This window comes from Pseudoduganella albidiflava, assembly GCF_004322755.1.
GTDB lineage: Bacteria > Pseudomonadota > Gammaproteobacteria > Burkholderiales > Burkholderiaceae_D > Rugamonas > Rugamonas albidiflava.
The window spans coordinates 1,245,055-1,270,213 of the sequence record NZ_CP036401.1; the positions used below are offsets into that span (position 1 = coordinate 1,245,055).

Annotated in this window: 24 protein-coding genes; 23 read left to right on the plus strand and 1 reads right to left on the minus strand. The window is 64.5% G+C overall.

The features are described 5' to 3' along the window. Nucleotides 1-12: 12 nt before the first annotated feature. The 15 genes from EYF70_RS05295 to EYF70_RS05365 all read left to right on the plus strand — a co-directional run bounded on the left by EYF70_RS05295 (nt 13) and on the right by EYF70_RS05365 (nt 17,571). Nucleotides 13-135, plus strand: coding sequence for an entericidin A/B family lipoprotein (locus EYF70_RS05295; protein ID WP_131144475.1), 123 nt, complete (start codon nt 13-15; stop codon nt 133-135). Nucleotides 136-178: 43 nt separating this feature from the next. Further along, nucleotides 179-826 carry a 3-isopropylmalate dehydratase small subunit gene (gene leuD / locus EYF70_RS05300; RefSeq protein ID WP_131144476.1) on the plus strand — a complete coding sequence of 216 codons (648 nt, stop codon included), beginning with the start codon at nt 179-181 and terminating at the stop codon, nt 824-826. Nucleotides 827-834: 8 nt separating this feature from the next. Continuing rightward, a complete protein-coding gene (gene leuB / locus EYF70_RS05305) occupies nt 835-1,908 on the plus strand; it encodes a 3-isopropylmalate dehydrogenase (RefSeq protein ID WP_131144477.1) in 1,074 nt (357 codons plus the stop codon). Nucleotides 1,909-1,977: 69 nt separating this feature from the next. Continuing rightward, on the plus strand, nt 1,978-3,105 hold the full coding sequence (gene asd, locus EYF70_RS05310; RefSeq protein ID WP_131144478.1) for an aspartate-semialdehyde dehydrogenase: 1,128 nt from the start codon (nt 1,978-1,980) through the stop codon (nt 3,103-3,105). Between the two features lie 343 nt (nt 3,106-3,448). After that, nucleotides 3,449-6,313 (plus strand): motility hub landmark protein FimV, encoded by a 2,865-nt coding sequence (locus EYF70_RS05315; RefSeq protein ID WP_131144479.1) that lies wholly within the window; start codon nt 3,449-3,451, stop codon nt 6,311-6,313. A 154-nt stretch (nt 6,314-6,467) separates the two neighbouring features. Further along, complete coding sequence (gene truA, locus EYF70_RS05320; RefSeq protein WP_131144480.1) at nt 6,468-7,304, plus strand: tRNA pseudouridine(38-40) synthase TruA; 837 nt, start codon at nt 6,468-6,470, stop codon at nt 7,302-7,304. Between the two features lie 32 nt (nt 7,305-7,336). After that, nucleotides 7,337-8,011, plus strand: a complete 675-nt coding sequence (locus EYF70_RS05325) for a phosphoribosylanthranilate isomerase (protein ID WP_229420712.1) — start codon at nt 7,337-7,339, stop codon at nt 8,009-8,011. 205 nt (nt 8,012-8,216) lie between these two features. Next, complete coding sequence (gene trpB, locus EYF70_RS05330) at nt 8,217-9,458, plus strand: tryptophan synthase subunit beta (RefSeq protein ID WP_131144482.1); 1,242 nt, start codon at nt 8,217-8,219, stop codon at nt 9,456-9,458. 129 nt (nt 9,459-9,587) lie between these two features. Then, nucleotides 9,588-10,385, plus strand: a complete 798-nt coding sequence (gene trpA / locus EYF70_RS05335) for a tryptophan synthase subunit alpha (protein ID WP_131144483.1) — start codon at nt 9,588-9,590, stop codon at nt 10,383-10,385. Between the two features lie 269 nt (nt 10,386-10,654). Then, nucleotides 10,655-11,527, plus strand: coding sequence for an acetyl-CoA carboxylase, carboxyltransferase subunit beta (gene accD, locus EYF70_RS05340; protein WP_131144484.1), 873 nt, complete (start codon nt 10,655-10,657; stop codon nt 11,525-11,527). A gap of 130 nt (nt 11,528-11,657) precedes the next feature. Continuing rightward, entirely contained in the window at nt 11,658-12,944 is a 1,287-nt protein-coding gene (folC, locus tag EYF70_RS05345; RefSeq protein WP_131144485.1) for a bifunctional tetrahydrofolate synthase/dihydrofolate synthase, read from the plus strand. An 8-nt stretch (nt 12,945-12,952) separates the two neighbouring features. After that, on the plus strand, nt 12,953-13,990 hold the full coding sequence (locus EYF70_RS05350) for an SPOR domain-containing protein (RefSeq protein ID WP_131144486.1): 1,038 nt from the start codon (nt 12,953-12,955) through the stop codon (nt 13,988-13,990). Nucleotides 13,991-14,025: 35 nt separating this feature from the next. Then, nucleotides 14,026-14,514 carry a CvpA family protein gene (locus EYF70_RS05355; protein ID WP_131144487.1) on the plus strand — a complete coding sequence of 163 codons (489 nt, stop codon included), beginning with the start codon at nt 14,026-14,028 and terminating at the stop codon, nt 14,512-14,514. 40 nt (nt 14,515-14,554) lie between these two features. Then, nucleotides 14,555-16,075, plus strand: a complete 1,521-nt coding sequence (gene purF, locus EYF70_RS05360; RefSeq protein WP_131144488.1) for an amidophosphoribosyltransferase — start codon at nt 14,555-14,557, stop codon at nt 16,073-16,075. Nucleotides 16,076-16,329: 254 nt separating this feature from the next. After that, the gene (locus tag EYF70_RS05365) at nt 16,330-17,571 is read left to right on the plus strand and encodes a cystathionine gamma-synthase family protein (protein WP_131144489.1); all 1,242 of its coding nucleotides are present in this window, start codon (nt 16,330-16,332) and stop codon (nt 17,569-17,571) included. A 279-nt stretch (nt 17,572-17,850) separates the two neighbouring features. On the opposite strand, the gene lexA is transcribed toward EYF70_RS05365, so the two are convergent. After that, nucleotides 17,851-18,534, minus strand: a complete 684-nt coding sequence (gene lexA / locus EYF70_RS05370; protein ID WP_131144490.1) for a transcriptional repressor LexA — start codon at nt 18,532-18,534, stop codon at nt 17,851-17,853. 344 nt (nt 18,535-18,878) lie between these two features. On the opposite strand from lexA, the gene rpsF reads away from it, so the two are divergent. The 8 genes from rpsF to EYF70_RS05410 all read left to right on the plus strand — a co-directional run bounded on the left by rpsF (nt 18,879) and on the right by EYF70_RS05410 (nt 25,121). Continuing rightward, nucleotides 18,879-19,265, plus strand: coding sequence for a 30S ribosomal protein S6 (rpsF, locus tag EYF70_RS05375; RefSeq protein WP_131144491.1), 387 nt, complete (start codon nt 18,879-18,881; stop codon nt 19,263-19,265). Between the two features lie 15 nt (nt 19,266-19,280). Next, the gene (gene priB, locus EYF70_RS05380; RefSeq protein ID WP_131148905.1) at nt 19,281-19,571 is read left to right on the plus strand and encodes a primosomal replication protein N; all 291 of its coding nucleotides are present in this window, start codon (nt 19,281-19,283) and stop codon (nt 19,569-19,571) included. 33 nt (nt 19,572-19,604) lie between these two features. Then, the gene (gene rpsR, locus EYF70_RS05385) at nt 19,605-19,895 is read left to right on the plus strand and encodes a 30S ribosomal protein S18 (protein WP_107143310.1); all 291 of its coding nucleotides are present in this window, start codon (nt 19,605-19,607) and stop codon (nt 19,893-19,895) included. Nucleotides 19,896-19,928: 33 nt separating this feature from the next. After that, on the plus strand, nt 19,929-20,381 hold the full coding sequence (gene rplI / locus EYF70_RS05390) for a 50S ribosomal protein L9 (protein ID WP_131144492.1): 453 nt from the start codon (nt 19,929-19,931) through the stop codon (nt 20,379-20,381). A gap of 546 nt (nt 20,382-20,927) precedes the next feature. Further along, a complete protein-coding gene (locus tag EYF70_RS05395; protein WP_131144493.1) occupies nt 20,928-22,313 on the plus strand; it encodes a replicative DNA helicase in 1,386 nt (461 codons plus the stop codon). Between the two features lie 76 nt (nt 22,314-22,389). Beyond that, entirely contained in the window at nt 22,390-23,016 is a 627-nt protein-coding gene (locus tag EYF70_RS05400; RefSeq protein ID WP_131144494.1) for a DUF47 domain-containing protein, read from the plus strand. 25 nt (nt 23,017-23,041) lie between these two features. Then, nucleotides 23,042-24,052, plus strand: coding sequence for an inorganic phosphate transporter (locus tag EYF70_RS05405; RefSeq protein ID WP_131144495.1), 1,011 nt, complete (start codon nt 23,042-23,044; stop codon nt 24,050-24,052). An 85-nt stretch (nt 24,053-24,137) separates the two neighbouring features. Beyond that, nucleotides 24,138-25,121 carry a bile acid:sodium symporter family protein gene (locus EYF70_RS05410; RefSeq protein WP_131144496.1) on the plus strand — a complete coding sequence of 328 codons (984 nt, stop codon included), beginning with the start codon at nt 24,138-24,140 and terminating at the stop codon, nt 25,119-25,121. Nucleotides 25,122-25,159: the final 38 nt, after the last annotated feature.

A 25,159-nucleotide genomic window follows, 5' to 3' on the forward strand; every position in this document is an offset into this window, starting at 1 on the left:
GAAGACAGAAACATGAAAACCCTGTTCGCCATCGCCCTCGCCACCATCGTCCTCACCGGCTGCAACACCGTTGCCGGCTTCGGCAAGGACGTACAGAAGGTTGGCCAGGCCGTCGAACGCGGCGGCAAAAAATAACACCGCGGCGCGGCCTGGTGCCGCGTCCCACCAAGAGAGCAGCATGGACAAATTTACGATCTACGAGGGCCTTGTCGCCCCGCTCGACCGCTCGAACGTCGATACCGACGCCATCATCCCGAAGCAGTTCCTGAAATCGATCCGCCGCACGGGCTTCGGCCCCAACCTGTTCGACGAATGGCGCTACCTCGATCACGGCGAGCCCGGCATGGATAATTCCCAGCGTCCGGTCAATCCCGACTTCGTGCTGAACCAGCCGCGCTACCAGGGCGCGTCGATCCTGCTGACGCGCAAGAACTTCGGCTGCGGCTCCTCGCGCGAGCACGCGCCGTGGGCCCTCGAGCAATACGGCTTCCGCGCCATCCTGGCGCCCAGCTTCGCCGATATCTTCTTCAACAACTGCTTCAAGAACGGCATGCTGCCGGTCGTCTTAACCGAAGCGCAGATCGATCATCTGTTCGACGAAGTCAAGGCCTTCCCGGGTTATCGCCTGGTGGTGGACCTTGAGCAGCAAGTCATCCGCTCCCAGGACGGCAAGATCTCCTACCCATTCCAGGTCGACGCCTTCCGTAAATACTGCCTGATGAACGGCCTCGACGACATCGGCCTGACGCTGCGCCATGCCGACAGCATCCGTGCCTTCGAAGAGCGTCATCTGGCAAGCCAGCCCTGGCTGGCCAACTCGATCTGAAAACAACCATGAAAATCGCAATCCTGCCGGGCGACGGTATCGGCCCCGAGATCGTCACCCAGGCCGTCAAGGTGCTGAACGCACTGGACGAACAGTTCGAACTGGAGACCGCCCCGGTCGGCGGTGCCGGCTACGAAGCGTCCGGCCATCCGCTGCCGGAAGCCACGCTGGCACTGGCGAAGGCGGCCGACGCCGTGCTGTTCGGCGCCGTCGGCGACTGGAAGTACGACACGCTGGACCGCCCGCTGCGCCCCGAACAGGCGATCCTCGGCCTGCGCAAGAACCTGGGCCTGTTCGCCAACCTGCGTCCGGCGATCCTGTACCCGGAACTGGCCGGCGCCTCCACGCTCAAGCCCGAAGTGGTGTCGGGCCTGGATATCCTGATCATCCGCGAACTGACCGGCGACATTTACTTCGGCCAGCCGCGCGGCGTGCGCGAATGCCCGGACGGCCCCTTCAAGGGCCAGCGCGAAGGCTTCGACACGATGCGCTATGCGGAAGGCGAAATCCGCCGCATCGCCCACGTGGCGTTCCAGGCCGCGCAAAAGCGCGACAAGCGCCTGACTTCCGTCGACAAGGCCAATGTACTGGAAACCTTCCAGTTCTGGAAAGACATCGTCACCGACGTGCACAAGGAATATCCGGACGTCGCACTGGACCACATGTATGTCGACAACGCCGCCATGCAGCTGGTGCGCGCGCCGAAGAAATTCGACGTGATCGTCACCGGCAACATGTTCGGCGACATCCTGTCCGACGCGGCGGCCATGCTGACCGGTTCGATCGGCATGCTGCCGTCGGCCTCGCTGGACGCGAACAACAAGGGCCTGTACGAACCGTCGCACGGCTCGGCGCCGGATATCGCCGGCAAGGGCATCGCCAACCCGCTGGCCACCATCCTGTCCGCGGCGATGATGCTGCGCTTCTCGCTGGGCAAGACCGAACAGGCCGACCGGATCGAGAACGCCGTCAAGGCCGTGCTGGCGCAGGGCCTGCGCACCGCCGACATCTACGAGGAAGGCACCACCAAGGTGGGCACCGAGCAGATGGGCGACGCCGTGGTCAAGGCGCTGGCGAAGTAAACAACGTGTACACGGAACGCGCCGCTGGCGCGTTCCCATAGAACATCCAAAACATCCGAGGGTATTCACATGAAATTAGTAGGTCTGGTAGGCTGGCGCGGCATGGTCGGTTCCGTGCTGATGCAGCGCATGCAGGAAGAGGGCGATTTCGAGCACATCGAGCCGGTCTTCTTCTCCACGTCCAACACGGGCGGCAAGGCCCCGGCGATGGCAAAGAACGAAACCACGCTGAAGGACGCCACCGATATCGAGGAACTGAAGCGCTGCGAGATCATCATCTCCTGCCAGGGCGGCGACTACACCAGCGAGGTGTTCCCGAAGCTGCGCGCGGCCGGCTGGAACGGCTACTGGATCGACGCGGCCTCCACGCTGCGCATGGACAAGGATGCCGTCATCGTGCTGGATCCGGTCAACCTGAACGTCATCAAGGATGCGATGACCAAGGGCGTCAAGAACTTCATCGGCGGTAACTGCACCGTGTCGTGCATGCTGATGGGCCTGGGCGGCCTGTTCAAGGCCAACCTGGTGGACTGGATGACGTCGATGACGTACCAGGCCGCATCGGGCGGCGGCGCGCAGCACATGCGCGAACTGCTCACGCAATTCGGCACCATCAACGCTTCCGTCAAGCCGCTGCTGGACAACCCGGCATCGGCCATCCTGGAAATCGACCGCCAGGTGCTGGCTACCCAGCATGGCCTGTCGGCTGAAGAAACCAAGCAGTTCGGTGTGCCGCTGGCGGGCAACCTGATCCCGTGGATCGACAAGGACCTGAACAACGGGCAGTCGAAGGAAGAGTGGAAGGGCGGCGCCGAGGCCAACAAGATCCTGGGCCGCGGCGAGGGCTTCGGCTCGAAAGCGATTCCGGTCGACGGCCTGTGCGTGCGTATCGGCGCGATGCGCTGCCACTCGCAGGCGCTGACCATCAAGCTGAACAAGGACGTGCCGCTGGACGAGATCAACGACATCATCGCCAACGACAACCAGTGGGTGAAGTTCGTGCCGAACACGCGCGAAGCGTCGGTGCGCGACCTGACGCCGGCCGCCGTCACCGGCAGCCTGACGATTCCGGTCGGCCGCGTGCGCAAGCTGTCGATGGGCCCGGAATACATTTCGGCCTTCACGGTGGGCGACCAGCTGCTGTGGGGCGCCGCCGAGCCGCTGCGCCGCATGCTGCGCATCGTGCTGGACAAGTAAGCGCTGCGCCTGGGAAAAAAACGGGGCACGTGCCCCGGTCCCGGCGACAGGAAGCCGGCCCTCGACAGGGCCGGCTTTTTTTATGCGCGTGAATTTATGTGCGTGAATTTTTGTGCGTGATGCCTGGATGGCCAGCACGGGTTGTTTGTTGCATTGCGGATACAACTGGCGATCCGCAAGCGGCCGGCGCGGAAAGCGGCCAGGTGCCGGCCGCCGGCTGCCGGGCCATCCTTGCCGGCCCTGTCCCATAGCCGGGCGTCGCTTGCATGCTCCGGGGCATGATGATATGTTGGGATGCCCGGGAAACCCCCGGACGCCCGTTGCCAACTTAACACCATAAAATATGCCCGTACAAAAACGCTCCAGGGTTGCTTCATTCGCGTTGTCTGCACTGGCCAGCGCCATCATCGGCGCGGCCATCCTCCCGCCGGCGCATGCCGCCGGCCTCGGCAAACTCACCGTGCTGTCCGCCCTGGGGCAACCGCTGCGCGCCGAGATCGAGCTGACAGCGGTGACCCCGGAAGAAGCGGCCGACCTGGCAGTCAAGCTGGCACCGCTGGAAGCCTTCCGGGCGGCCAACATCGAATTCAACCCCGCCCTGGTGAACCTGCGCTTCGACATCGAACAGCGCGACGGGCGGCGCTTCATCCGCGTGACGTCGGCGCAGCCGGTCAACGAGCCCTTCGTCGACATGCTGCTGGAGCTGTCATGGGCCAACGGCCGCCTGGTGCGCGAATACACGTTCCTGCTCGACCCGGCCGAGATGCGCAATGCGCAGTCGCCGCAGGTGGCGGCACCGGTGGAAGTGAACCGCGCCGCCGCCCAGGCCGGCGCTCCGGCGCCTTCGGCTACCCCGGCCGCTCCGGCAGCCCCGGCCGCTCCCGCGCCGGCACGCGAGCGTCCCGCCACGGCCGAGCGCGAGCGCCCGGCGGCAACGGAGACCGACAACGTCCGCGTCAAGCGGGGCGATACGCTGTCCGGCATCGCCCGCGACGTGAAGCCGGCCGACGTATCGCTGGACATGATGCTGGTCGCGCTGTACCGGGCCAATCCCGAGGCGTTCAGCGGCAACAACATGAACCGCCTGAAATCGGGCCGCATCCTGTCCGTGCCGAGCGGGGACACGGTGCGCGCCACCGACCGTTCCGAGGCGCGCCGCGTCGTCATCGCGCATGCGGCGGACTTCAATGCCTACCGCAATCGCCTGGCTGGCCAGGTGGAAGCGGCCACGCCGGCCCAGGCGCCGGCGCCGCAGCAAAGCGCCGGCGGCAAGATCACCGCCCAGGTCGAAGAGCGGCCGAACGCCGTCAACGAAGCGCAGGACCGGCTCAAGCTGTCGAAGGCGGGTGAAGCGTCCGGCAAGGCTGGCCAGGGCGGTGCCACCGAGGAAAAGATCGCCAAGGAACAGCAGGTCGCCGATGCCGCCGCGCGCGTCAAGGAACTGGAAAAGAATGTCAGCGACCTGGAAAAGCTGATGGCGGTGAAGAGCCAGGCCGGCGTGGAAGCGCAGCAGGGCGCCGTGCCGGAAATGGACAACCGGGGCGCGCCCGTCGCGGCCGCGCCGCAACCGATGGCACCGGCCGCCGCGCCGGCAGCGCCGCCAGCCAGGCCGGCCGCGAAGCCGGCGGCACCGCCACCGACAGTGGCGCCATCCCCGGCCGAGCCCGGCATCATGGATGCGATCAAGGACAACATGGCCGCCCTCGGCATCGCGCTGGCGGCGATCCTCGGCGGCACCGCTTTGATCCTGGCGCGCCGCCGCAAGGCCGCGGCCACGGTGGTGGAGCGGGAAGTGCCGGTGGCCGCCCCCGTCGAACCGGCCACGCAGTCGCTGATCGCCGAACCGGGCGGCCAGAGCGTGGACACCAGCAACAGCGTGTTCAATTCGAACTTCGCGCCTTCCGCCAGCCAGCTCGACATGAACGAAGTCGACCCGGTGGCCGAGGCCGATGTCTATATCGCCTATGGCCGCGATGCGCAAGCCGAGGAAATCCTGAAGGAAGCGCTGCGCACCCATCCGGAGCGGCACGCGGTGCGGCTGAAGCTGATGGAAATCTACGCCAACCGGAAGGACCTGCGCGCCTTCGAGGGGCAGGCCAATGAACTGTATGCGCTGACGAAAGGGCAGGGCGACGAGTGGGCGCAGGCCGCCGCGCTGGGCCGTTCGTTCGATCCGGGCAATCCGCTGTATGGCGCGCAGGGCGGTGCCGGTCCGCTGGCGGCCACCGCGGCGGCGGCGGGCGCCGCGGCGCTGGCTGCGGACGCTGTCCATTCCCCGGCGCCGCCGGCCGACTTTTCCGCCGTGCTGGACGATGCCGCGCGCGCCCGTGCCGCCGAGCCCGCCCCGCACGAAGGGCTCGATCTCGACCTGAGCCAGGAACCTGCTCCGGAAGCGGCCGTCAGCGCGCTCGACTTCGATTTCGCCGATACCCCGGCGGCGGTGGAGCCGCCGGTGGCGGAAGACCGCCTGGCGGACTTCGATTTCAGCGATGCCACGGCCCAGCCGGACGTGGCGGCCGCCGAACCGCCCGCCACGCCGGCGCAGCCCAAAATGGGCGATACGGCCGATGCGGAACATTATCTCGACTTCGACCTGGGCGGCCTGGACTTCGATCCACCGCCGCCGGCCGCGGGCGGCCTCGACAAGCCTGCCGACAAGGGCGCCGATGCGGCAGCCGACCCGTTCGACCTGGCGTTCGATGCGCCTGCCGCTTCAGCCACGCCAGCCGCGCCAGCGGCGCGGGCCGACGCGGACTTCGACTTCGACCTGGGCCCGGACGACAAGACCCCGCCTGCCGCGGCGGCCCCCGGCGCCGATCCGCTGGCCGAGCTGGACCTGATGGACTTCGACATGCCGCCGCCGGCCGCAACGCCGTCCAGCGCGGCGGCGCCCACGCTGGACGAACCGGACATGGCGCTGCCGGACTTGCCGGAACCACCGGCCGCGGCGCCGCCGCCACCGGAATTCGACCTGTCGGGCATCGACCTGGACCTGGATGAAACGGCCACGCCGCAAGGCGGAGCGGCCGACACCCCGGCACCCCTGACGCCGCTGCAAATGGAGATGGACACCAAGCTGGACCTGGCTGTCGCCTACCAGGAAATCGGCGACAAGGAAGGTGCCCGCGAACTGCTCGACGAAGTGCTGCGCGGCGGCAGCAGCGAACAGGTGGCGCGCGCAAACCAGATGCTGGCGCAGCTGGGCTGACGGCGCCCGGCGGCGGCGTAGCCATCGCGGCCATGCCGCCGGGCCTGTGATGCAGCTGCCGTCCCAGCCGCATCGCCAGCGGCATCGCCAGCCATATTTGCCAGCCGCATTTGAACGCTATAATGCCCGCTCTTTCATCATGATCGGGCAGGCATTGAAACGCATCGCATTGGGCGTCCAGTACAACGGCGCCGACTGGCAGGGTTACCAGGTCCAGCCGCATGGCCAGACCGTGCAGGACAAGCTGGAGCAGGCGATCGAGCGTTTCGCCTGCGTCCGCATCGGCACCACCTGTGCCGGCCGCACCGATGCGGGCGTGCATGCGCTGGGGCAGGTCGTGCATTTCGATACCCCCCTGCAGCGCGAGCCGCATGCCTGGGTGCGCGGCATCAACGCCTTCCTGCCCGATTCGATCGGCGTTCGCTGGGCCAAGGAATTGCACGAGGTAGGGCCGCCGTTCGACCCGTCCAGTGCCGACGAATTCCAGCCCGACAAGGATTTCCATGCGCGCTTTTCGGCACGGTCGCGCACTTACCACTACCTGCTGTACAACAATGCGGTACGGGCGCCGCTGCTGTCCGGCCGTGCCGGCTTCACGCACCGCCCGCTGGACGTGGAGCGGATGCGCGCAGCCGTCCAGCCGCTGCTGGGCAAACATGATTTTTCCGCGTTCCGCGCCGCCGGCTGCCAGGCGAAAACGCCGGTCAAGGACATGTACGAGATCGGCATCGAGCGCCACGGCGACATGATCCTGTTCACGCTGCGGGCCAGCGCCTTCCTGCACCACATGGTGCGCAACCTGGTCGGTTCGCTGGTCTACGTGGGCCAGGGCCGCGAGCATACCGGGTGGCTGGGCGAACTGCTGGCCGCCCGCAACCGCACGCTGGCCGCGCCCACCTTCATGCCGGACGGCCTGTACCTGGCGCAGATCGAATACGACGCCAAGTGGGGCCTGCCGCAGGAAACGCCGCGCATCCTGCCGGCTTTCTGACGCACCACCGAGACCCGATCGAGGACATGACCATGCACCGTACCCGCATCAAGATCTGCGGCCTGACCCGCGAAGAAGACGTGGCCGCCGCCGTGGCCGCCGGGGCCGACGCGATCGGCTTCGTGTTCTACCCGAAGAGTCCGCGCTACGTGGCGCCGGCCCGCGCGGCCGAACTGATCGCCACCTTGCCGCCCTTCGTCACGGCGGTCGGCCTGTTCGTCAACGCCTCGGCGGAGGAAGTGGCGGACATCGTGCGCGTGGCGCCGGTGGGCCTGCTGCAATTCCACGGCGATGAAACGGCCGGGCAGTGCGCCCAGGCCGCCGCCGCGGCCAACCGCACGTACCTGCGCGCCTTCCGGGTAAAACCGTCCACGACCGGCAGCGAGCTGCTAGAATACGAAGCTCAATGCCGCGCCTCTTCGCGGCTGTTCGCCGGGCTTCTGTTCGACACCTATGTCGATGCCTATGGCGGCGCAGGAAAGGTTTTCGATTGGTCTGTCATTCCAAAAGAACTCGCGCATCGGGCCGTTTTGAGTGGTGGCTTGAGCGTGCAAAATGCGACTGGCGCGGTGGCGCAGGTTCGCCCGTTCGCGGTTGACGTCAGTTCCGGCGTCGAAGCCGCGAAAGGCATCAAGGATGCCAGCCTGATCGCGCAATTCATTGCCGCGGTGAAGGCTGGCGATGCGACCCCCGGGAACGACGCATAGTTCGACCATCCGGCTTTATTGCCCGTTCGGCTTTATTGTCCGTTCGGCTTTAGTGCCCGTTCGGCTTTATTGCCCTGCGTGAATGCTCGGCTTGAATGCCCGGCCTGACTCTTCGGCTTGATTTCATCGGCGCGAAGTTCCAGGCTGGATGTTCAACCGGTATTCGGCTGGTACGGCGGCGGCGTTCCCCTTTCGAGAAAACGCCATGAATTCCCCATCCGATCTTGCCGTACCCCTGTTCCACGCCACCGATTACCAGCTGCCCGACGCGACCGGCCACTTCGGCCCGTACGGCGGCTCCTTCGTTGCCGAAACCCTGACCTATGCGCTGGCCGAGCTGAACGAAGCCTATGCCCGCTACAGCCAGGATCCCGAATTCCTCGAAGAATTCCGTTACGAGCTGAAGCACTTCGTCGGCCGGCCATCGCCGATCTACCACGCCAAGCGCTGGTCCGAACTGGCCGGCGGCGCGCAAATCTACTTCAAGCGCGAAGACCTGAACCACACCGGCGCGCACAAGATCAACAACGTGATCGGCCAGGCGCTGCTCGCCAAGCGCATGGGCAAGCCGCGCATCATCGCCGAAACCGGCGCTGGCCAGCATGGCGTGGCCACGGCCACTATCTGCGCCCGCTTCGGCCTCGAGTGCGTGGTGTACATGGGTGCCGAGGATGTCAAGCGGCAGGCCCAGAACGTCTACCGGATGAAACTGCTGGGCGCCACCGTCGTGCCCGTCGAATCCGGTTCGAAAACGCTCAAGGATGCGCTGAACGAAGCGATGCGCGACTGGGTCACCAACATTGAAAACACCTTCTACATCATCGGCACGGTGGCCGGCCCGCACCCTTACCCGATGCTGGTGCGCGACTTCCAGTCCGTGATCGGCGAGGAATGCCTGGTGCAGATGCCCGAGATGACGGGCCGCCAGCCCGACTACGTGCTGGCCTGCATCGGCGGCGGCTCGAACGCGATGGGCATCTTCTACCCGTACATCGACCAGAAGGACACCCGGCTGATCGGCGTGGAAGCGGCCGGCGAGGGCCTCGACACGAACAAGCACGCCGCTTCGCTGACGAAGGGTTACCCGGGTGTGCTGCACGGCAACCGCACCTACCTGCTGCAGAGCGACGATGGCCAGATCATCGAAACGCACTCGGTGTCCGCCGGCCTCGACTACCCGGGCGTGGGCCCCGAGCATGCCTGGCTGAAGGATTCCGGCCGCGCGCAGTACGTGTCGATCACGGACGAGGAAGCGCTAAAGGCATTCCACGACTGTTGCCACATCGAAGGCATCATCCCCGCGCTGGAATCGTCGCACGCGCTGGCCTACGCCGCCAAGCTGGCCGCCACGCTGCCGAAGGACCAGATCGTGCTGGTCAACCTGTCCGGCCGCGGCGACAAGGACATGCATACCGTGGCCGAGCGCATGGGCATGAATTTCGGCTGATCGTTGCCTGAACATGGCGGTCCCCGCCGCGAAATGTTTCCAGAAATCGGGGTCTGACCCCGATTTGAAGAAACATTTCCAAAAATCGGGGACTGTCCCCGAATTTGAGAAACATTTGCCGAGAATAATATGTCCCGTATCGCCCAGACGTTCGACGCGCTGAAAGCGCACAACAAGACCGGTCTCGTGACCTTCATCACCGCTGGCGATCCCGCGCCGGCATCCACGGTGCCACTGCTGCATGCCCTGGTGGCGGGCGGCGCCGACGTGCTGGAACTCGGCGTGCCGTTTTCCGACCCGATGGCCGAAGGCCCCGTCATCCAGCGCGCCTGCGAGCGCGCCCTGGTGCATGGCGTCGGCATCCGCCACGTGTTCGAGTACGTGCGCGAGTTCCGCAAGACCAACCAGCACACCCCGGTGGTACTGATGGGCTACGCCAATCCGATCGAGCGCATCGGCGTCGACGCTTTCGTCGAGCAATCGCGCGAAGTGGGCGCCGATGGCGCGATCGTCGTCGACTACCCGCCCGAGGAATGCGAAGAATTCGCCGCCAAGATGCGCGCCGCCGGCCTCGACCTGATCTTCCTGCTGGCGCCCACCTCGACCGAGGCGCGCATCGCGCAAGTGGCCAAGGTCGGCAGCGGCTTCTCGTATTACGTGTCGCTGAAGGGCGTGACGGGTGCCGGCCATATCGATACCGCCGAGGTGGCCGAGCGGATCGCGGAGATCCGCCGGCATGTCAGCCTGCCGATCGGCGTGGGCTTCGGCATCCGCGACGCGGCCACCGCGAAGGCACTTGCCGGCGTGGCGGACGCCGTCGTCATCGGCAGCCGGATCATCCAGGAAATCGAGGCGGCCGAGCCCGCGCAGGCGCCGGCCGCCGTGCAGGCGTTCGTCGCCGGCATCCGGCAGGCGCTGGACGAATAAGCCGTGCGAATAAGCCGTGCTGCCTAGCCCGTATCAGCGTGCCTGGAGGGAGTGCGGCCCTGCATGGCCGCACCGTTGTGCGGGCGCGAAGCATGCTTCGCGAATTCCCCGCTCCCCCCATGACACGGGCTCATCAATTCTCCGCAGGCGTTCGCGCGCAGGCCGCATGAAAGCTTACGTTCGTTCGGAAAATTGTCAATTTTGAATGTTCGACACGACTGGCATAAACGGCTACACTTCGCCCCTCAGTTAGAGCAACAGGAGAAAATATGAGCTGGTTGGAAAAACTGCTTCCCCCCCGCATCCAGCGCTCGGAAGCCGCCGCCCGCAAGACGATGCCGGAAGGGCTGTGGGTCAAGTGCCCCTCCTGCGAGGCGGTCCTGTACCGTACCGACCTCGAGTCGAACCTGCATGTCTGCCCGAAATGCGATCACCACATGCGCATCCGCGCCCGCGAGCGCCTCGATGCCCTGCTCGATGCCGGTGGCCGCTATGAAATCGGCCAGGAAACGCTGCCGGTCGATACGCTGAAGTTCAAGGACAGCAAGAAATACCCGGATCGCCTGAAGCAGGCCATGGAAGCCACCGGCGAAACCGATGCGATGGTGTGCATGGGCGGTTCGATCATGAGCCTGCCGGTCGTGGTCGCCTGCTTCGAGTTCGAATTCATGGGCGGCTCGATGGGTTCCGTGGTCGGCGAACGCTTCGCCCGCGCGGCCCAGGTGGCGCTCGAGCAGAAGGTACCATTCATTTGCATCACCGCCACCGGCGGCGCGCGCATGCAGGAAGGCTTGCTGTCGCTGATGCAGATGGCCAAGACCACCTCGATGCTGACCAAGCTGTCGGAAAAGAAGCTGCCGTTCATCAGCGTGCTGACCGACCCGACGATGGGCGGCGTGTCCGCTTCGTTCGCCTTCATGGGCGACGTGGTGATGGCCGAGCCGAAAGCGCTGATCGGCTTTGCCGGCCCGCGCGTGATCGAGAACACGGTGCGTGAGAAGCTGCCGGAAGGCTTCCAGCGCAGCGAGTTCCTGCTGACCAAGGGCGCCATCGACATGATCGTCGACCGCCGCAAGATGCGCGAGGAAATCGCCCGCCTGCTGGCACTGCTGCAGAACCAGGCCGCCGAAGTGCTGGCATGACCGCCTGACAGCAGTCCGCCGCTCCGCGGCATCATGTGAACGGGGCCGGGTCCGCAGGGACCCGGCCCCGTTTCGCGTCGTGCGCTAGAATCACGTCTTTGCGCTTACTCCCCGCTTTTCTCCAACTCACATGTCCACCCCGTCCACCTTGCCTGAATGGCTCGCGCTGCTGGAATCGCGCCACGCCGAAACCGTCATCAACATGGGCCTCGACCGCGTGCGCGCCGTCAAGGAACGCCTGCAACTGCAGTTCACCTGCCCGGTGATCATGGTGGCCGGCACCAACGGCAAGGGGTCCACCTGCGCGATGCTGGAATCGATCCTGCTGCGCGCCGGCTACCGGGTCGGGCTGTACATCAAGCCGCACTTCCTCGACTTCAACGAGCGCGCCCGCGTCAATGGCGACCTGGCCTCCGACAGCATGCTGGTCGAGGCCTTCGATGCCGTCGAGGCGGTGCGCGGCGATACGCCGCTGACCTATTTCGAGTTCACCACGCTGGCCATCCTGCACCTGATGAGCAAGTCCTCGCTCGACGTGGCGATCCTCGAAGTGGGGCTGGGCGGCCGGCTCGATGCCGTCAACGTCATCGATGCCGACGTGGCCATCGTCACCAGTGTCGATATCGACCACGTCGATTACCTGGGTGGCACGCGCGAACAGATCGGCTTTGAAAAGGCCGGAATCTTCCGCCCCGGCAAGGCGGCCATTTGCAGCGACCCGGTGCCACCGCAGGCGCTGGTCGAGCACGCCACCGCGATCGGCGCCGACCTGTGGCTGATGGGGCGCGACTTCAACTATTCCGGCGACAAGCAGCAGTGGAACTACGGCGGCCGCGGCCAGCGCCGCAACGCGCTGGCTTACCCCAGCCTGCGCGGCGCCAACCAGTTGCTGAACGCTTCGGCCGCGCTGGCCGCGCTGGAAGTGTTGAAGAACGAATTGCCGGTCGGCGCGCAGGAAGTGCGACACGGCCTGGTCACCGTCGAGCTGCCGGGCCGCTTCCAGGTGCTGCCGGGCCGCCCCACCGTGATCCTCGACGTGGCGCACAACCCCCATGCGGCCTCGGCGCTGAACCAGAACCTGGGCAATATGGGCTTCCACCCGTACACGTTCGCCGTGTTCGGCTCGATGCACGACAAGGATATCGATGGCGTCATCAAGGCCATCGGCGGCTCCATCGATCACTGGTGCGTGACCACGCTGCCATCGCCGCGCGCCGCCAGCGCATCGGAACTTGCCGCGAAAGTGCAGGCATTGGCGCCCGATCTGCATGAAAAAACCGTGCATATATTCGATACCCCGGCACAAGCTTTTGCAAATGCAATGAGCCGCGCGGGCGAGAATGATAGAATTGTGGTCTTTGGCTCGTTCCTGACGGTGGCTGGCGTCATGGCCGCCCGAAAATCTTCCCTTCACTGAAATCACGCATGGGCTTGTTCTCGAAATTCGGTAAAAACAAGCAGCAGTCCCCAGAAGACAGCGGCTACTACCGCGCCGCGGATGACCGCGCCATCACGGAGCGGGCCCGCTCCAAGCGCGCCTCGTCCGCCGACAGCGCCGGCGCCACCCGTGGCCGCGCCCGCAAGGATGCTCCCGATCCCGTATTGCCTGAAAAGAAGCGCGCGCGCCGCCGCCTGGTGGGGGCGATCGCGCTGGCGCTGGCCGTGGCGATCGGCCTGCCGATGGTGCTCGATTCCGAGCCGAAGCCGCTGAACAACGACATCGCCATCCAGATTCCGCCGCGCGACAAACCCGACAACAGTGCCAAGGCCGCCGCGGACGACACTGCAGCCGAGGACGCCGCTGCCGCCGCCGACGCCAAGGAACCGGAAGAATCCCTGGCCGATGCCAAGACCGCCCAGGCCGAGGCGCTCGACCAGAGCGAGGAAATCGTCGAGCCGGAAGACCATACACCGGTCGTTGCCGCACCGCCGCGGCCGCTGCCGAAGCTGGAAGAACGGCCCGTGCCGGTGAAAACCGAGCCGCCGAAAGTGGCCAAGCTGGAAGTCAAGCCCGAACCCAAGCCGGAAGCTAAGCCGAAGCACGAGCCGAAAGCGGCCGGCTGGGACGAGCCCAAGGTGGAGCCGAAAAAGCTGGCCGAGGCCAGGCCGGAACCGAAGAAACCGGAACCGAAGGCGGAAGCCAAGCCTGAAGCGAAGCCGGTGCCGAAGACGGACGACGCGGCACGCGCCCTGGCGCTGCTGGAAGGGAAGGCCGCGCCGGCCGCGGCGCCCGCCGACAGCGGCCGCTACGTGATCCAGGTGGCGGCGCTGGCCGCCAAGGACAAGGTCGAGGAATTGCAGGGCAAGCTGCGCGATGCGGGCATCAAGTCGTTCACGCAGAAATCGCCCTCCGGTGAATTGACCCGCGTAAAAGTGGGGCCGTTCGGCAGCCGCGAGGAAGCCGAGAAGGCCAAGGCGAAGTTGCAGAAGATCGGCCTGTCCGGCAGCCTGAGCCCGGCGTGACGTGATGCCGTGGCATTGACCTTTTCATTGCTCCTGTGACGATTTTTGATTACGTGGTGCTGTTCGTGCTGATCGCTTCCATCATCGTCAGCACGCTGCGCGGCCTGGTCAAGGAAATGCTGTCCTTGCTGGGCTGGATCGTGGCCTTCGTGGTGGCCAATGCGTACAGCGCGGCATTGGCGGTGCTGTTGCCGGCCGTGATTCCCGGCGAGATCGTGCGGCTGATCGTGGCGTTCCTGGCGCTGTTCATCGGCGTGCGCATGCTGATGGGGCTGCTGTCGATGGCCGTGTCGGCACTGATCGAGGCGGGCGGCATGTCGCTGGCGGACCGCGGACTGGGCGGCCTGTTCGGCCTGGGGCGCGGCCTTGTAATCGTGCTGGCGGGCGTCATATTGTGCGGCATGACGTCGATCCCGCAGCAGGACTTCTGGCGGGAGGCCATGTTCTCCCCCATCGCGGAAACGGGCGTGCGCACCGTGAAACCGTTCCTTCCCGCTGCCGTGGCGCAGCATGTGCAATTTTAGAGTTTCTTACATCAAGTAGCACCCTGTTCAGGAGCACAATATGTGTGGCATTGTCGGCGTCGTTTCCCATCAACCTGTCAACCAGCTGCTGTATGACGCGCTGCTGCTGTTGCAGCACCGCGGCCAGGATGCGGCCGGTATCGCAACGAATCACAGCAGCATGTTCTCGATGCACAAGGCCAATGGCCTCGTGCGCGACGTGTTCCGTACACGGAACATGCGTTCGCTGATGGGCAATTCGGGCATCGGCCATTGCCGCTACCCCACGGCCGGCTCGTCGTCGGAAGAGGAAGCGCAGCCGTTCTATGTCAACGCGCCGTTCGGCATCACGCTGGCCCACAACGGCAACCTGACCAACTGGGAACAGCTCAAGACCGAGATGTTCAAGAACGATCGCCGCCACATCAACACCGATTCCGACTCGGAAGTGCTGCTGAACGTGCTGGCCCACGAAATCATGCGCGCCACCACCGGTTATTCGCTGGACGCCGGCACGCTGTTCGACGCGGTCACCGTGCTGAACCGCCGCGTGCGCGGTGGCTACGCGGCCGTGGCGCAGATCGCCGATGTCGGCCTGCTGGGCTTCCGCGATCCGCACGGCATCCGTCCGCTGTGCCTGGGCATCAATGAAACCGAGAACGGCACCGAATACATGCTGGCTTCGGAATCGGTGGCGCTGGAAGGCGCCGGCTTCCACTTCGTGCGCGACGTGGAACCGGGCGAAGCCGTGTTCATCGATGCCGACAACAAGCTGCACGCGCGCATCTGTGCCGACAATCCCACGCTGAACCCGTGCGTGTTCGAGTATGTGTACCTGGCCCGCCCCGATTCCGTGATCGACGGCGCCTCCGTCTACAGCACCCGCCTGAAGATGGGCGAATACCTGGCCGAGAAGATCAAGCGCGAAGGCCTGGCCGACGACATCGACGTCGTCATGCCGATCCCCGATTCGTCGCGCCCGGCTGCGATCCAGCTGGCGCTGCGCCTCGGCAAGGAATACCGCGAAGGCTTCATCAAGAACCGCTACATCGGCCGCACCTTCATCATGCCGGGCCAGGCACTGCGCAAGAAATCGGTGCGCCAGAAGCTGAACGCCATCGGCGACGAGTTCAAGGGCAAGAACGTGCTGCTGGTCGACGATTCCATCGTGCGCGGCACCACCAGCCGCGAGATCGTGCAGATGGCGCGCGATTCCGGCGCCAAGAAAGTGATCTTCGCCTCGGCCGCGCCGCCGGTGCTGTATCCGAACGTGTACGGCATCGACATGCCGACCCGCGACGAGCTGATCGCCCACGGCCGCACCGTCGAGGAGGTGTGCAAGGAAATCACCGCCGACGCGCTGGTGTACCAGGACCTGGACGACCTGAAGCGTGCCATCTCGGACGTCAACCCGGCGCTGACGAGCTTTGAGGCATCGTGCTTCGACGGCAAGTACATCACCGGCGACGTATCGGCCGACTACCTCGACCGCATCGAGCACGCCCGGCACAATCCCAAGGTGAAGGTCGAGGACGCCGCGCGCACCCAGCTGAACCTGAACGCGGCCACCACCGAAGCGTAAGCACCAGGGCTCCTCGCGGAGCCCTTTTTGTTTCCAGAAATCGGGGTCAGACCCCGGTTTTCGGCAACTTTTTTGTTTCCGGAATTTGGGGACAGTCCCCTTTTTCAGGAAATATTTCCAGGAATCGGGGACAGTCCCCTTTTTTCGGAAACCTTTCTCCGATTCGGGGGAGGGCGGGGTCAGACCCCAAGATTTGGCAATATTTCCAGGAATCGGGGTCAGACCCCGGTTTTCGGCAACTATCCCGGTGAGACATGAACGATAAAAAAACCTACGGTTTCACGACCACGATCCTGCACGGCGACCGCCAGAAAACCATCGAGCAGGGTTCGCTGCACAAGCCCGTCCACACGTCCGTGGCGTTCGGCTATACGGATGCGCGCCAGCTGGCGTCGGTGTTCCAGGGCCGCGAGCCGGGCTTCCGCTACGGCCGCCAGGGCAATCCGACCGTCTCCGCGCTGGAGGAAAAGATCACCAAGATGGAAGGCGGCGTGGCCACGCTGTGCTTCGCCACCGGCATGGCGGCGATCGGTGCCGTGTTCCAGGCGCTGCTGCGTGCCGGCGACCACGTGGTGTCGTCGTCCTTCCTGTTCGGGAACACGAATTCGCTGTGGCAGACGGTGGCGGGGCAGGGCGTCGGCGTCGATTTCGTCGATGCGACCGATGTCGCCAATGTCGAAAGCGCGCTGAAGGACAATACGCGCATCGTGTTCGTGGAAACGATCGCCAATCCGCGCACCCAGATTGCCGACCTGGAGCGTATCGGCGCGCTGTGCGCCGCGAAGGGCATCCTGTACATCGTCGACAACACGATGACCACGCCGTACCTGTTCCAGCCGAAAACCGTGGGTGCCGGCCTGGTCGTCAATTCGCTGACGAAGTCGATCGCCGGCCACGGCAATGCGCTGGGCGGCGCGCTGACCGATACCGGCGCCTATGACTGGCAGCGCTTCCCGAACATTTTCGAGAACTACAAGAAGGCGGCGCCGGCGATGTGGGGCATCACCCAAGTGCGCGCCAAGGGCTTGCGGGACTTCGGCGCCTCGCTGGGGCCGGAGGCGGCGCACCACATCGCGGTGGGTGCGGAAACGCTGGCGCTGCGCATGGAGCGCACCTGCGCCAACGCCGTGGCCGTGGCGAACATGCTCGCGGCCGATCCACGCGTGGCGGCTGTGCACTATCCAGGCTTGCCGTCGCATCCCCAGCACGGTATCGCCACCGACCTGTTCAAGGCCTATGGCTCGCTGTTCAGCTTTGAACTGCGCGAGGGCATCGACTGCTTCGATTACCTGAACCGCCTGAGGATCGCCGTGCCGGCGTCCAACCTGGGCGATACGCGCACGCTGGTGATTCCCGTCGCGCACACGATCTTCTACGAGATGGGCGCCGAGCGCCGCGCGTCGATGGGGATTGCGGAATCGCTGATCCGCGTATCGGTCGGCATCGAGGATACCGCCGACCTGGTCGAGGATTTCCGGCAGGCGCTGGACGCATGATGCGCCGGCGCGACGGCCGCGGCTGGATGCCGCAACCGTCGCGCCGGCTGCAGCCCGGTGCCGCCGTGCTTCAGCAGGGTTTTCCGGGCAGTGTATTCACCGTGTCCAAGCCTCAGCCTGTCCCAGCCTCAGCCTGTCCAAGCGTCGGCTTGTCCAACCCTCAGCCTGTCCAAGCCTCAGCCTGTCCAAATCTGAGCCTGTCCAAGTACGAGCCTGTTCAAGCGGATGATGGACGAGAAGGGCAGCCCGGGTAACTGATACCCGGCCACCCAGTGGCCATCAATGCCAGGTGCGCAGCAGCCCGACGGCCAGCCCTTCCAGCGCGAACTCGTCTTCCGGCGTCACAGTGATCACCTTGAAGTCGGGATTTTCCGGCAGCAGTTCGATGGTGGAGCCGGTGCGGCGATAGCGCTTCACGGTGACCTCGCTGCCGATGCGGGCCACGACGATCTGGCCGTTCTTGGCGCTGTCCACCTTCTTCACGGCCAGCAGGTCGCCGTCCATGATGCCGACATCGCGCATCGATTCGCCGCGCACCTTCAGCAGGAAATCCGGTTTCGCCGAGAACAGGGCCGGATCGACGCTGTAGGTTTTTTCCAGGTTTTCCTGCGCCAGGATCGGCGAGCCCGCGGCCACGCGGCCGATCAGCGGCAACTGCATCAGCAATGCCGCCGGCACTTGCGGCAGGGAGTCGAAGCCGGACTGCGATGCCGCGGCTGATGCCGTGGACGATGCCGGGCGCGCCGCCCGATCGCCCAGCAGGCGGATGCCGCGCGAAGTGCCGGCGGTGATTTCGATCGCGCCCTTGCGCGCGAGCGCCTTCAGGTGCTCCTCGGCCGCGTTGGCCGACTTGAACCCCAACTCGGCGGCGATCTCGGCGCGGGTTGGCGGGAAGCCGGTGGACTCGATGGCATCCCTGATCAGGTTGAGAATTTGTTCCTGCCTAGCGGTGAGCTTGATCATGATGCGAATAGCCGTGAAATTAGCTGTGGATATGAACAGTCTGTATTTTTGTACAGTGCTAAAGGGAATGCAAGGGAAAACACCGCTGGAACATGAAATATTTGCGGAATCCGGCCGAAGGGCACGGTGAGCGGCGGAAATAGTCGAAAAAAGGGCGCCTGCCCTGGGGTTTCAGCCCTGCCGCGCAGCGCGGCGGAGCGCGCATTCACGGCCCCGCGGCAGGGGTGCGGGCCTTCCCGGTGGCTAGCAATCGCTGAAAATTCCTGCTATGCTTGCGGGCTTACCTCTTCCCACACCTGTCTTGACGCCAGGGTGGGCTATCAACAGTCCTTAAGGGAGTTTGCATGCGTCACTACGAAATCGTATTTATCGTCCATCCGGACCAGAGCGAGCAAGTGCCCGCGATGATCGAACGTTACAAAGCCAGCGTGACCTCGCGCGGCGGTAACGTGCACCGCGTGGAAGACTGGGGCCGCCGTCAAATGGCGTACTCCATCCAGAAGCTGGCCAAGGCTCACTACATCTGCATGAACATCGAGTGCGACAACGACACTCTGGTCGAACTGGAAACCGCGTTCAAATTCAATGATGCCGTGCTGCGCCACCTGACCGTCAAGATGAAGAAAGCGGAAACCGCTCCTTCGCCGATGATGAAGTCGGTCCAGCGTGAAGACGCCGCCAAGAGCCACCGCGCTGAAGCCGCGGCCGCTCCTGCAGCAGCTGCAGCCTAAATCCGGGGAGTCTTGCTGAACGAGCTGAGGTTCACCGGCCTGATCGCCGAGCGGGAAGTCATTCGCTACACCCCCGCCGGGCTGCCAATCGTGAATGCAGTATTGCAGCACAGTTCGCAGCAGGTCGAGGCAGGCATTGCCCGCCAGACGGAATTTGAAATCGCCGCGGTCGCCGCGGGAGAGATTTCAGGCCGTTTCAGCGCCGCGCCACTGGGAGGTGCCTACGAATTTTCGGGGTTCCTTGCCAGGAAAAGCCGCAACAGCAAGAGCCTGGTTTTTCACATCATTGATTTTCGTGCCGCCTGAGAGCGACACAATATTTAGATACAGGAGCCTAAAATGGCATTCGGTAAAAAGTTCGACAAAAACAAAGCCAAGCTGAAAGAAAAGCGCAAACAGCAGAACCCGCTGTTCAAGCGTAAGAAGTTCTGCCGCTTCACCGCCGCTGGCGTTGAGCAAGTCGATTACAAAGACGTCGACACCCTGAAAGATTTCATCCAGGAAAACGGCAAGATCATGCCGGCACGCCTGACCGGCACGAAGGCGCACTACCAGCGTCAAGTGGATACCGCGATCAAGCGCGCGCGCTACCTGGCCCTGCTGCCGTACACCGATCTGCACCACGCCTAATCGGCAGCAGTACAGATAGAACTGGAGAACATTATGCAAATCATTCTGCTGGAAAAAGTTATCAACGTCGGCAACCTGGGCGACGTGGTGAAGGTCAAGGACGGCTACGCACGTAACTTCCTGATCCCGCAAAAACTGGCACGCCGCGCCACCACGGCCGCAGTGGCCGAGTTCGAAACCAAGCGCGCCGAACTGGAAAAAGCCGCCGCTGAAAAGCTGGCTGCCGCACAAGGCCAGGGCGAAAAGCTGAACGGCATGACCGTGACCGTGGCGCAAAAAGCCGGTGTCGATGGCCGCCTGTTCGGCTCCGTCACCAACTTCGACATCGCCGAAGCGCTGACCAAGGCCGGTTTCCCGGTCGAGAAAGCCGCCGTGCGCCTGCCGAACGGCCCGCTGAAGACCACCGGCGAGCACCCGGTGTCGGTGTCGCTGCACACGGACGTGGTGGTCGACGTGACCGTCGCCGTCGTGGGCGAAGCTGCTTAATTATCGGGATCTTTTCCTCGGTAAGACAGTCGTGCATGTAAAAAAGCCGGGTTCGCCCGGCTTTTTTATTGCCGGCCCGCTTATCGGCCCGCTTATCGGCTCGGTTATCGGCCCGCTTATCGGCTCAGTTATCGGCTCGATTGCATGCACGGAAGCCGTCATGCTGTGACAGGCCGCGCGATGCGCCGCGCTGCACCGGAACACGCAGCGATACCGCGCATGCAGATTCGCCAATCGCGACCGCAAATGGTTTCCACGAACCGTTTCGGAGCGAACCCGGAGCGCCTCGCGCAAGCCTGTGCCGTTTCCACCAGGATTCGCCCTGTTTCCACCACATTCGCGCTGTCTCCACCATCGTCCGTGTCGTTTTCGCCACCGTCCGCGCTGCCGCATGAAGGGCGACAGGCCCGCCATTTGGCTGCTATAACAGACAGGTAGAGCGACGATGCACGGCCGCTGCAAGGCCGTCGCGAAAGCTGCCCGCAGGGCAGCGATCTTGCCAACCATTATGAACTTTGGCCTGCTTATGCAGGTATAATGCGCGCCATGAATGCCCCATCCGACCCGCAAGTCGATTCCCTCCGTATCCCGCCCCATTCCATCGAAGCCGAACAATCGGTGATCGGCGGTTTGCTGCGCGATAACGCCGCATGGGACCGCATCGCCGACTTCATGCACGCGGAGGATTTCTATCGCTACGACCACCGGATCATCTTTGAACAGATGGTCCGCCTGATCAATGCCGGCAAGCCGGCGGACGTGATCACCGTGTTCGAAGCGCTGACGATGCTGGGCAAGGCCGATGAAGTGGGCGGCCTGCAATACCTGAATGCGATGGCGCAAAACACGCCATCGGCGGCGAACATCCGCCGATATGCCGAGATCGTGCGCGACCGCGGCGTGCTGCGCCAGCTGATCACGGTGGCCGATGAAATCTCCGGCAACGCCTTCAGCCCGCAGGGCAAGGAAGTCAAGCAGATGCTCGACGAAGCCGAGTCGAAGATCTTCGCGATCGCCGAGCAGGGCGCGCGCGGCTCGTCCGGCTGGACCGCGGTGCAGCCGCTGCTGACCCAGGTGGTCGAGCGCATCGATGAACTGTACAGCCGCGACAGCGGCAGCGAGATCACCGGCGTGCCGACCGGCTTTGCCGACCTGGACAAGATGACGTCCGGCCTGCAGCCCGGCGACCTGGTCATCGTGGCCGGCCGCCCATCGATGGGCAAGACGGCATTTTCCGTCAACATCGGTGAAAACGTCGCGATCGAAGCGGGCCTGCCCGTCGCCGTCTTCTCGATGGAGATGGGTGGCGCGCAGCTGGCGATGCGTATGCTGGGCTCCGTTGGCCAGCTCGACCAGCATCGCCTGCGTACCGGCAAGCTGAACGACGAAGACTGGCCGCGCCTGACGCACGCGATCCAGAAAATGAATGAAGCCCAGCTGTACATCGACGAGACGCCGGCGCTGAACCCGATCGAGATGCGCGCGCGCGCGCGCCGCCTGGCGCGCCAGTGTGGCAAGCTGGGCCTGATCATCGTCGACTACCTGCAGCTGATGACGGGCTCGCAGGCGGGCGACAACCGCGCCGCCGAGATCTCGGAAATCTCGCGGTCGCTGAAGGGCCTGGCGAAGGAACTGCATTGCCCGGTGATCGCGCTGTCGCAGCTGAACCGCTCGCTGGAACAACGACCCAACAAACGTCCCGTGATGTCCGACCTGCGCGAATCCGGCGCTATCGAACAGGATGCGGACGTGATCATCTTCCTGTACCGCGACGAAGTCTACAACCCCGATTCGCCGGACAAGGGTACCGCCGAGATCATCATCGGCAAGCAGCGTAACGGCCCGATCGGCGCGATCCGACTCACGTGGATGGGCATGTACACCAAGTTCGGCAACTACACCGGTAACCTGTCGATCTACCAGGGCGACTGATACCCGGCAGCACCAAGAGGGGCCGTATAGAGCAACGGCCCTGGCAGCACCCCCGAATCAACCAACGGAGAATAAAATGTTTGGACGCCTGATGCCCACCGAGGGCAAATTCTTTGACCTGTTCAACCAGCATGCTGAACTGTGCGTCAAGGGCGCGAAAGAAATGCTGGGCCTGATGACCAATTTCGATGACCTGGAAAACCGCGTGCATGCGATCGAAAGCATCGAGAAACAGGCCGACAAGATCACCTACACCACGGTGGACCTGCTGCACAAGACGTTCATCACGCCGATCGACCGGGACGATATCCACAAGCTGATCACCAAGATGGACGACATCCTGGACATGATGGAAGACGCCGGCCAGACCGTGTCGCTGTACGACCTGCACGCCGTCACGCCGGAAGCCAAGCGCCTGGCCGAACTGGTGCTGGCCTGCTGCGAGAAGGTCAAGGAAGCGGTGGCCCTGCTGTCGAACATGGACAATGCCCGCGACATCGTCGGCATCTGCGAGGAAATCGACCGCCTGGAATCGGACGCCGACCACGTGATGCGCGCCGCCATGTCCAAGCTGTTCCGCGACGAACCGGACGTGCGCAACCTGATCAAGATGAAGGCGATCTACGAGATCCTGGAAACCGTGACCGACCGCTGCGAAGACGTGGCCAACATCATCGAAGGCATCATCGTCGAGAACGCGTAAGCGTCCGCACGGGTAAAACAATAACATGCAGACCTTAGAAATCAGCATCTACGCGCTGGGGCTCCTGATCGCCCTGGCGCTGGTTTTCGACTTCATGAACGGCTTCCACGATGCCGCGAACGCGATCGCCACGGTGGTCTCGACCGGCGTGCTGAAGCCGCAGACCGCCGTGGCCATGGCCGCCTTCTTCAACTTCGTGGCGATCTTCGTCGTCGGCCTGCATGTGGCGACGACGATCGGCAAGGGCACCATCGACCCGCACGTGGTGGACCACCACGTGATCTTCGGCGCGCTGGTCGGCGCCATCGTGTGGAACGTGATCACCTGGTACTACGGCATTCCCTCGTCGTCGTCGCACGCGCTGATCGGCGGCCTGGTCGGCGCCGCGGTCGCCAAGGCGGGTACCGGCGCGCTGATCGCCAGCGGCCTGATCAAGACGGTGGTGTTCATCGTCGTGGCGCCGCTGCTGGGCTTCTTCCTCGGCACGCTGATCATGCTGATCGTGTCGTGGGTGTTCGTGAAGTCCACGCCGCGCCGCATCGACACGTGGTTCCGCCGCCTGCAGCTGGCATCCGCCGCCGCCTACAGCCTGGGCCACGGCGGCAACGATGCGCAGAAGACCATGGGCATCATCTGGATGCTGCTGATCGCCTCCGGCCACGTGGCCGCCGATGCGACCGAGCCGCCTACCTGGGTCATCGTGTCCTGCTACGGCATGATCAGCTTCGGCACGCTGTTCGGCGGCTGGCGCATCGTCAAGACGATGGGCCAGAAGATCACCAAGCTGAAACCGGTGGGCGGCTTCTGCGCCGAAACCGGCGGCGCGATCACCCTGCTGATGGCGTCCTTCTGGGGCGTGCCTGTCTCGACCACGCACACCATCACCGGCGCCATCGTCGGTGTCGGCTCGGCGCAGCGCCTGTCGGCGGTGCGCTGGGGCGTGGCCGGCAATATCGTCTGGGCCTGGGTCTTCACGATCCCCGCGTCCGCCTTCGTGGCCGCCATCGGCTGGTGGATCGGCACGCAGATCCTGTAAGCAGGGTAGAAGCAGGGTAAAGCAGACTGATGCGGTAAAGAAAGGGAGCCAAGGCTCCCTTTTTTGTATTCGGCTAGAATGCCGCATGTCTTCCGTTCTCGCTACCCTCTCCAGATTCAAGCCCGACAATTTCACGCTGGTCCTGCTGGTTACCGTCGGTGTCGCCACGCTGCTGCCCTGCACCGGCCAGGTAGCCGTGGTGCTCGGCGACTTCACCACCTTCATCATCGGCCTGCTGTTCTTCCTGCACGGCGCCAAGCTGTCGCGCCAGGCCGTCATCGCCGGCATCACGCACTGGCGCCTGCACCTGCTGGTGCTGTGCAGCACCTTCGTGCTGTTCCCCATCCTCGGCCTGGCGTTCAAGCCGATCGCCCTGCGGGTGCTGACACCCGAGCTGTATGTCGGCCTGCTGTTCCTGTGCATGCTGCCATCCACCGTGCAGTCGTCGATCGCGCTGACCGCGATGGGCCGCGGCAACGTGCCGGCCGCGGTCTGCAGCGCCTCGGCGTCGAACTTCCTCGGCATCTTCATCACGCCGCTGCTGGTGTCCGCCTTTGTCGTGCAGGGCCACGCCGAACGCTCCACCGGCGACGCGGTGCTGGCCATCGTGCTGCAGCTGCTCGTGCCGTTCATGGCAGGCCAGCTGCTGCGCCCCGTGATCGGCCACTGGATCGATCGCCACAAGCCGATGCTGCGCTATGTCGACCAGGGTTCGATCCTGCTGGTGATCTATACAGCGTTCTCGGCGGCGGTCAACGAAGGGCTGTGGCACAAGCTGTCGCCCGAGGTGCTGGTCACGCTGGGCGTGGTTTGCTGCGTGCTGCTGGCGATCGTGCTGGCGCTGACGATGTATGCCAGCCGCAAGCTGGGCTTTTCCCGCGAGGATGAAGTCACGATCGTGTTCTGCGGTTCGAAGAAGAGCCTGGCCTCCGGCGTACCGATGGCCAAGGTGCTGTTCGCCACGTCGTCGGTGGGCATGGTCATCCTGCCGATCATGCTGTTCCACCAGATCCAGCTGATGGTGTGCTCCGTGCTGGCGCAACGCTTCGCGGAACGGACGGCCGACTGATCTTCCCATCTTCTCAGATCCGGGATATATTCTCGGAT

What these genes read in the sequence shown, in the direction of transcription:
- EYF70_RS05295 (WP_131144475.1), top strand. Translation starts at nt 13, where the DNA reads ATGAAAACCCTGTTCGCCATCGCCCTCGCCACCATCGTCCTCACCGGC.
- leuD (WP_131144476.1), top strand. Translation starts at nt 179, where the DNA reads ATGGACAAATTTACGATCTACGAGGGCCTTGTCGCCCCGCTCGACCGC.
- leuB (WP_131144477.1), top strand. Translation starts at nt 835, where the DNA reads ATGAAAATCGCAATCCTGCCGGGCGACGGTATCGGCCCCGAGATCGTC.
- asd (WP_131144478.1), top strand. Translation starts at nt 1,978, where the DNA reads ATGAAATTAGTAGGTCTGGTAGGCTGGCGCGGCATGGTCGGTTCCGTG.
- EYF70_RS05315 (WP_131144479.1), top strand. Translation starts at nt 3,449, where the DNA reads ATGCCCGTACAAAAACGCTCCAGGGTTGCTTCATTCGCGTTGTCTGCA.
- EYF70_RS05325 (WP_229420712.1), top strand. Translation starts at nt 7,337, where the DNA reads ATGCACCGTACCCGCATCAAGATCTGCGGCCTGACCCGCGAAGAAGAC.
- trpB (WP_131144482.1), top strand. Translation starts at nt 8,217, where the DNA reads ATGAATTCCCCATCCGATCTTGCCGTACCCCTGTTCCACGCCACCGAT.
- trpA (WP_131144483.1), top strand. Translation starts at nt 9,588, where the DNA reads ATGTCCCGTATCGCCCAGACGTTCGACGCGCTGAAAGCGCACAACAAG.
- accD (WP_131144484.1), top strand. Translation starts at nt 10,655, where the DNA reads ATGAGCTGGTTGGAAAAACTGCTTCCCCCCCGCATCCAGCGCTCGGAA.
- folC (WP_131144485.1), top strand. Translation starts at nt 11,658, where the DNA reads ATGTCCACCCCGTCCACCTTGCCTGAATGGCTCGCGCTGCTGGAATCG.
- EYF70_RS05350 (WP_131144486.1), top strand. Translation starts at nt 12,953, where the DNA reads ATGGGCTTGTTCTCGAAATTCGGTAAAAACAAGCAGCAGTCCCCAGAA.
- purF (WP_131144488.1), top strand. Translation starts at nt 14,555, where the DNA reads ATGTGTGGCATTGTCGGCGTCGTTTCCCATCAACCTGTCAACCAGCTG.
- EYF70_RS05365 (WP_131144489.1), top strand. Translation starts at nt 16,330, where the DNA reads ATGAACGATAAAAAAACCTACGGTTTCACGACCACGATCCTGCACGGC.
- lexA (WP_131144490.1), bottom strand. Translation starts at nt 18,534, where the DNA reads ATGATCAAGCTCACCGCTAGGCAGGAACAAATTCTCAACCTGATCAGG.
- rpsF (WP_131144491.1), top strand. Translation starts at nt 18,879, where the DNA reads ATGCGTCACTACGAAATCGTATTTATCGTCCATCCGGACCAGAGCGAG.
- rpsR (WP_107143310.1), top strand. Translation starts at nt 19,605, where the DNA reads ATGGCATTCGGTAAAAAGTTCGACAAAAACAAAGCCAAGCTGAAAGAA.
- rplI (WP_131144492.1), top strand. Translation starts at nt 19,929, where the DNA reads ATGCAAATCATTCTGCTGGAAAAAGTTATCAACGTCGGCAACCTGGGC.
- EYF70_RS05395 (WP_131144493.1), top strand. Translation starts at nt 20,928, where the DNA reads ATGAATGCCCCATCCGACCCGCAAGTCGATTCCCTCCGTATCCCGCCC.
- EYF70_RS05400 (WP_131144494.1), top strand. Translation starts at nt 22,390, where the DNA reads ATGTTTGGACGCCTGATGCCCACCGAGGGCAAATTCTTTGACCTGTTC.
- EYF70_RS05405 (WP_131144495.1), top strand. Translation starts at nt 23,042, where the DNA reads ATGCAGACCTTAGAAATCAGCATCTACGCGCTGGGGCTCCTGATCGCC.
- EYF70_RS05410 (WP_131144496.1), top strand. Translation starts at nt 24,138, where the DNA reads ATGTCTTCCGTTCTCGCTACCCTCTCCAGATTCAAGCCCGACAATTTC.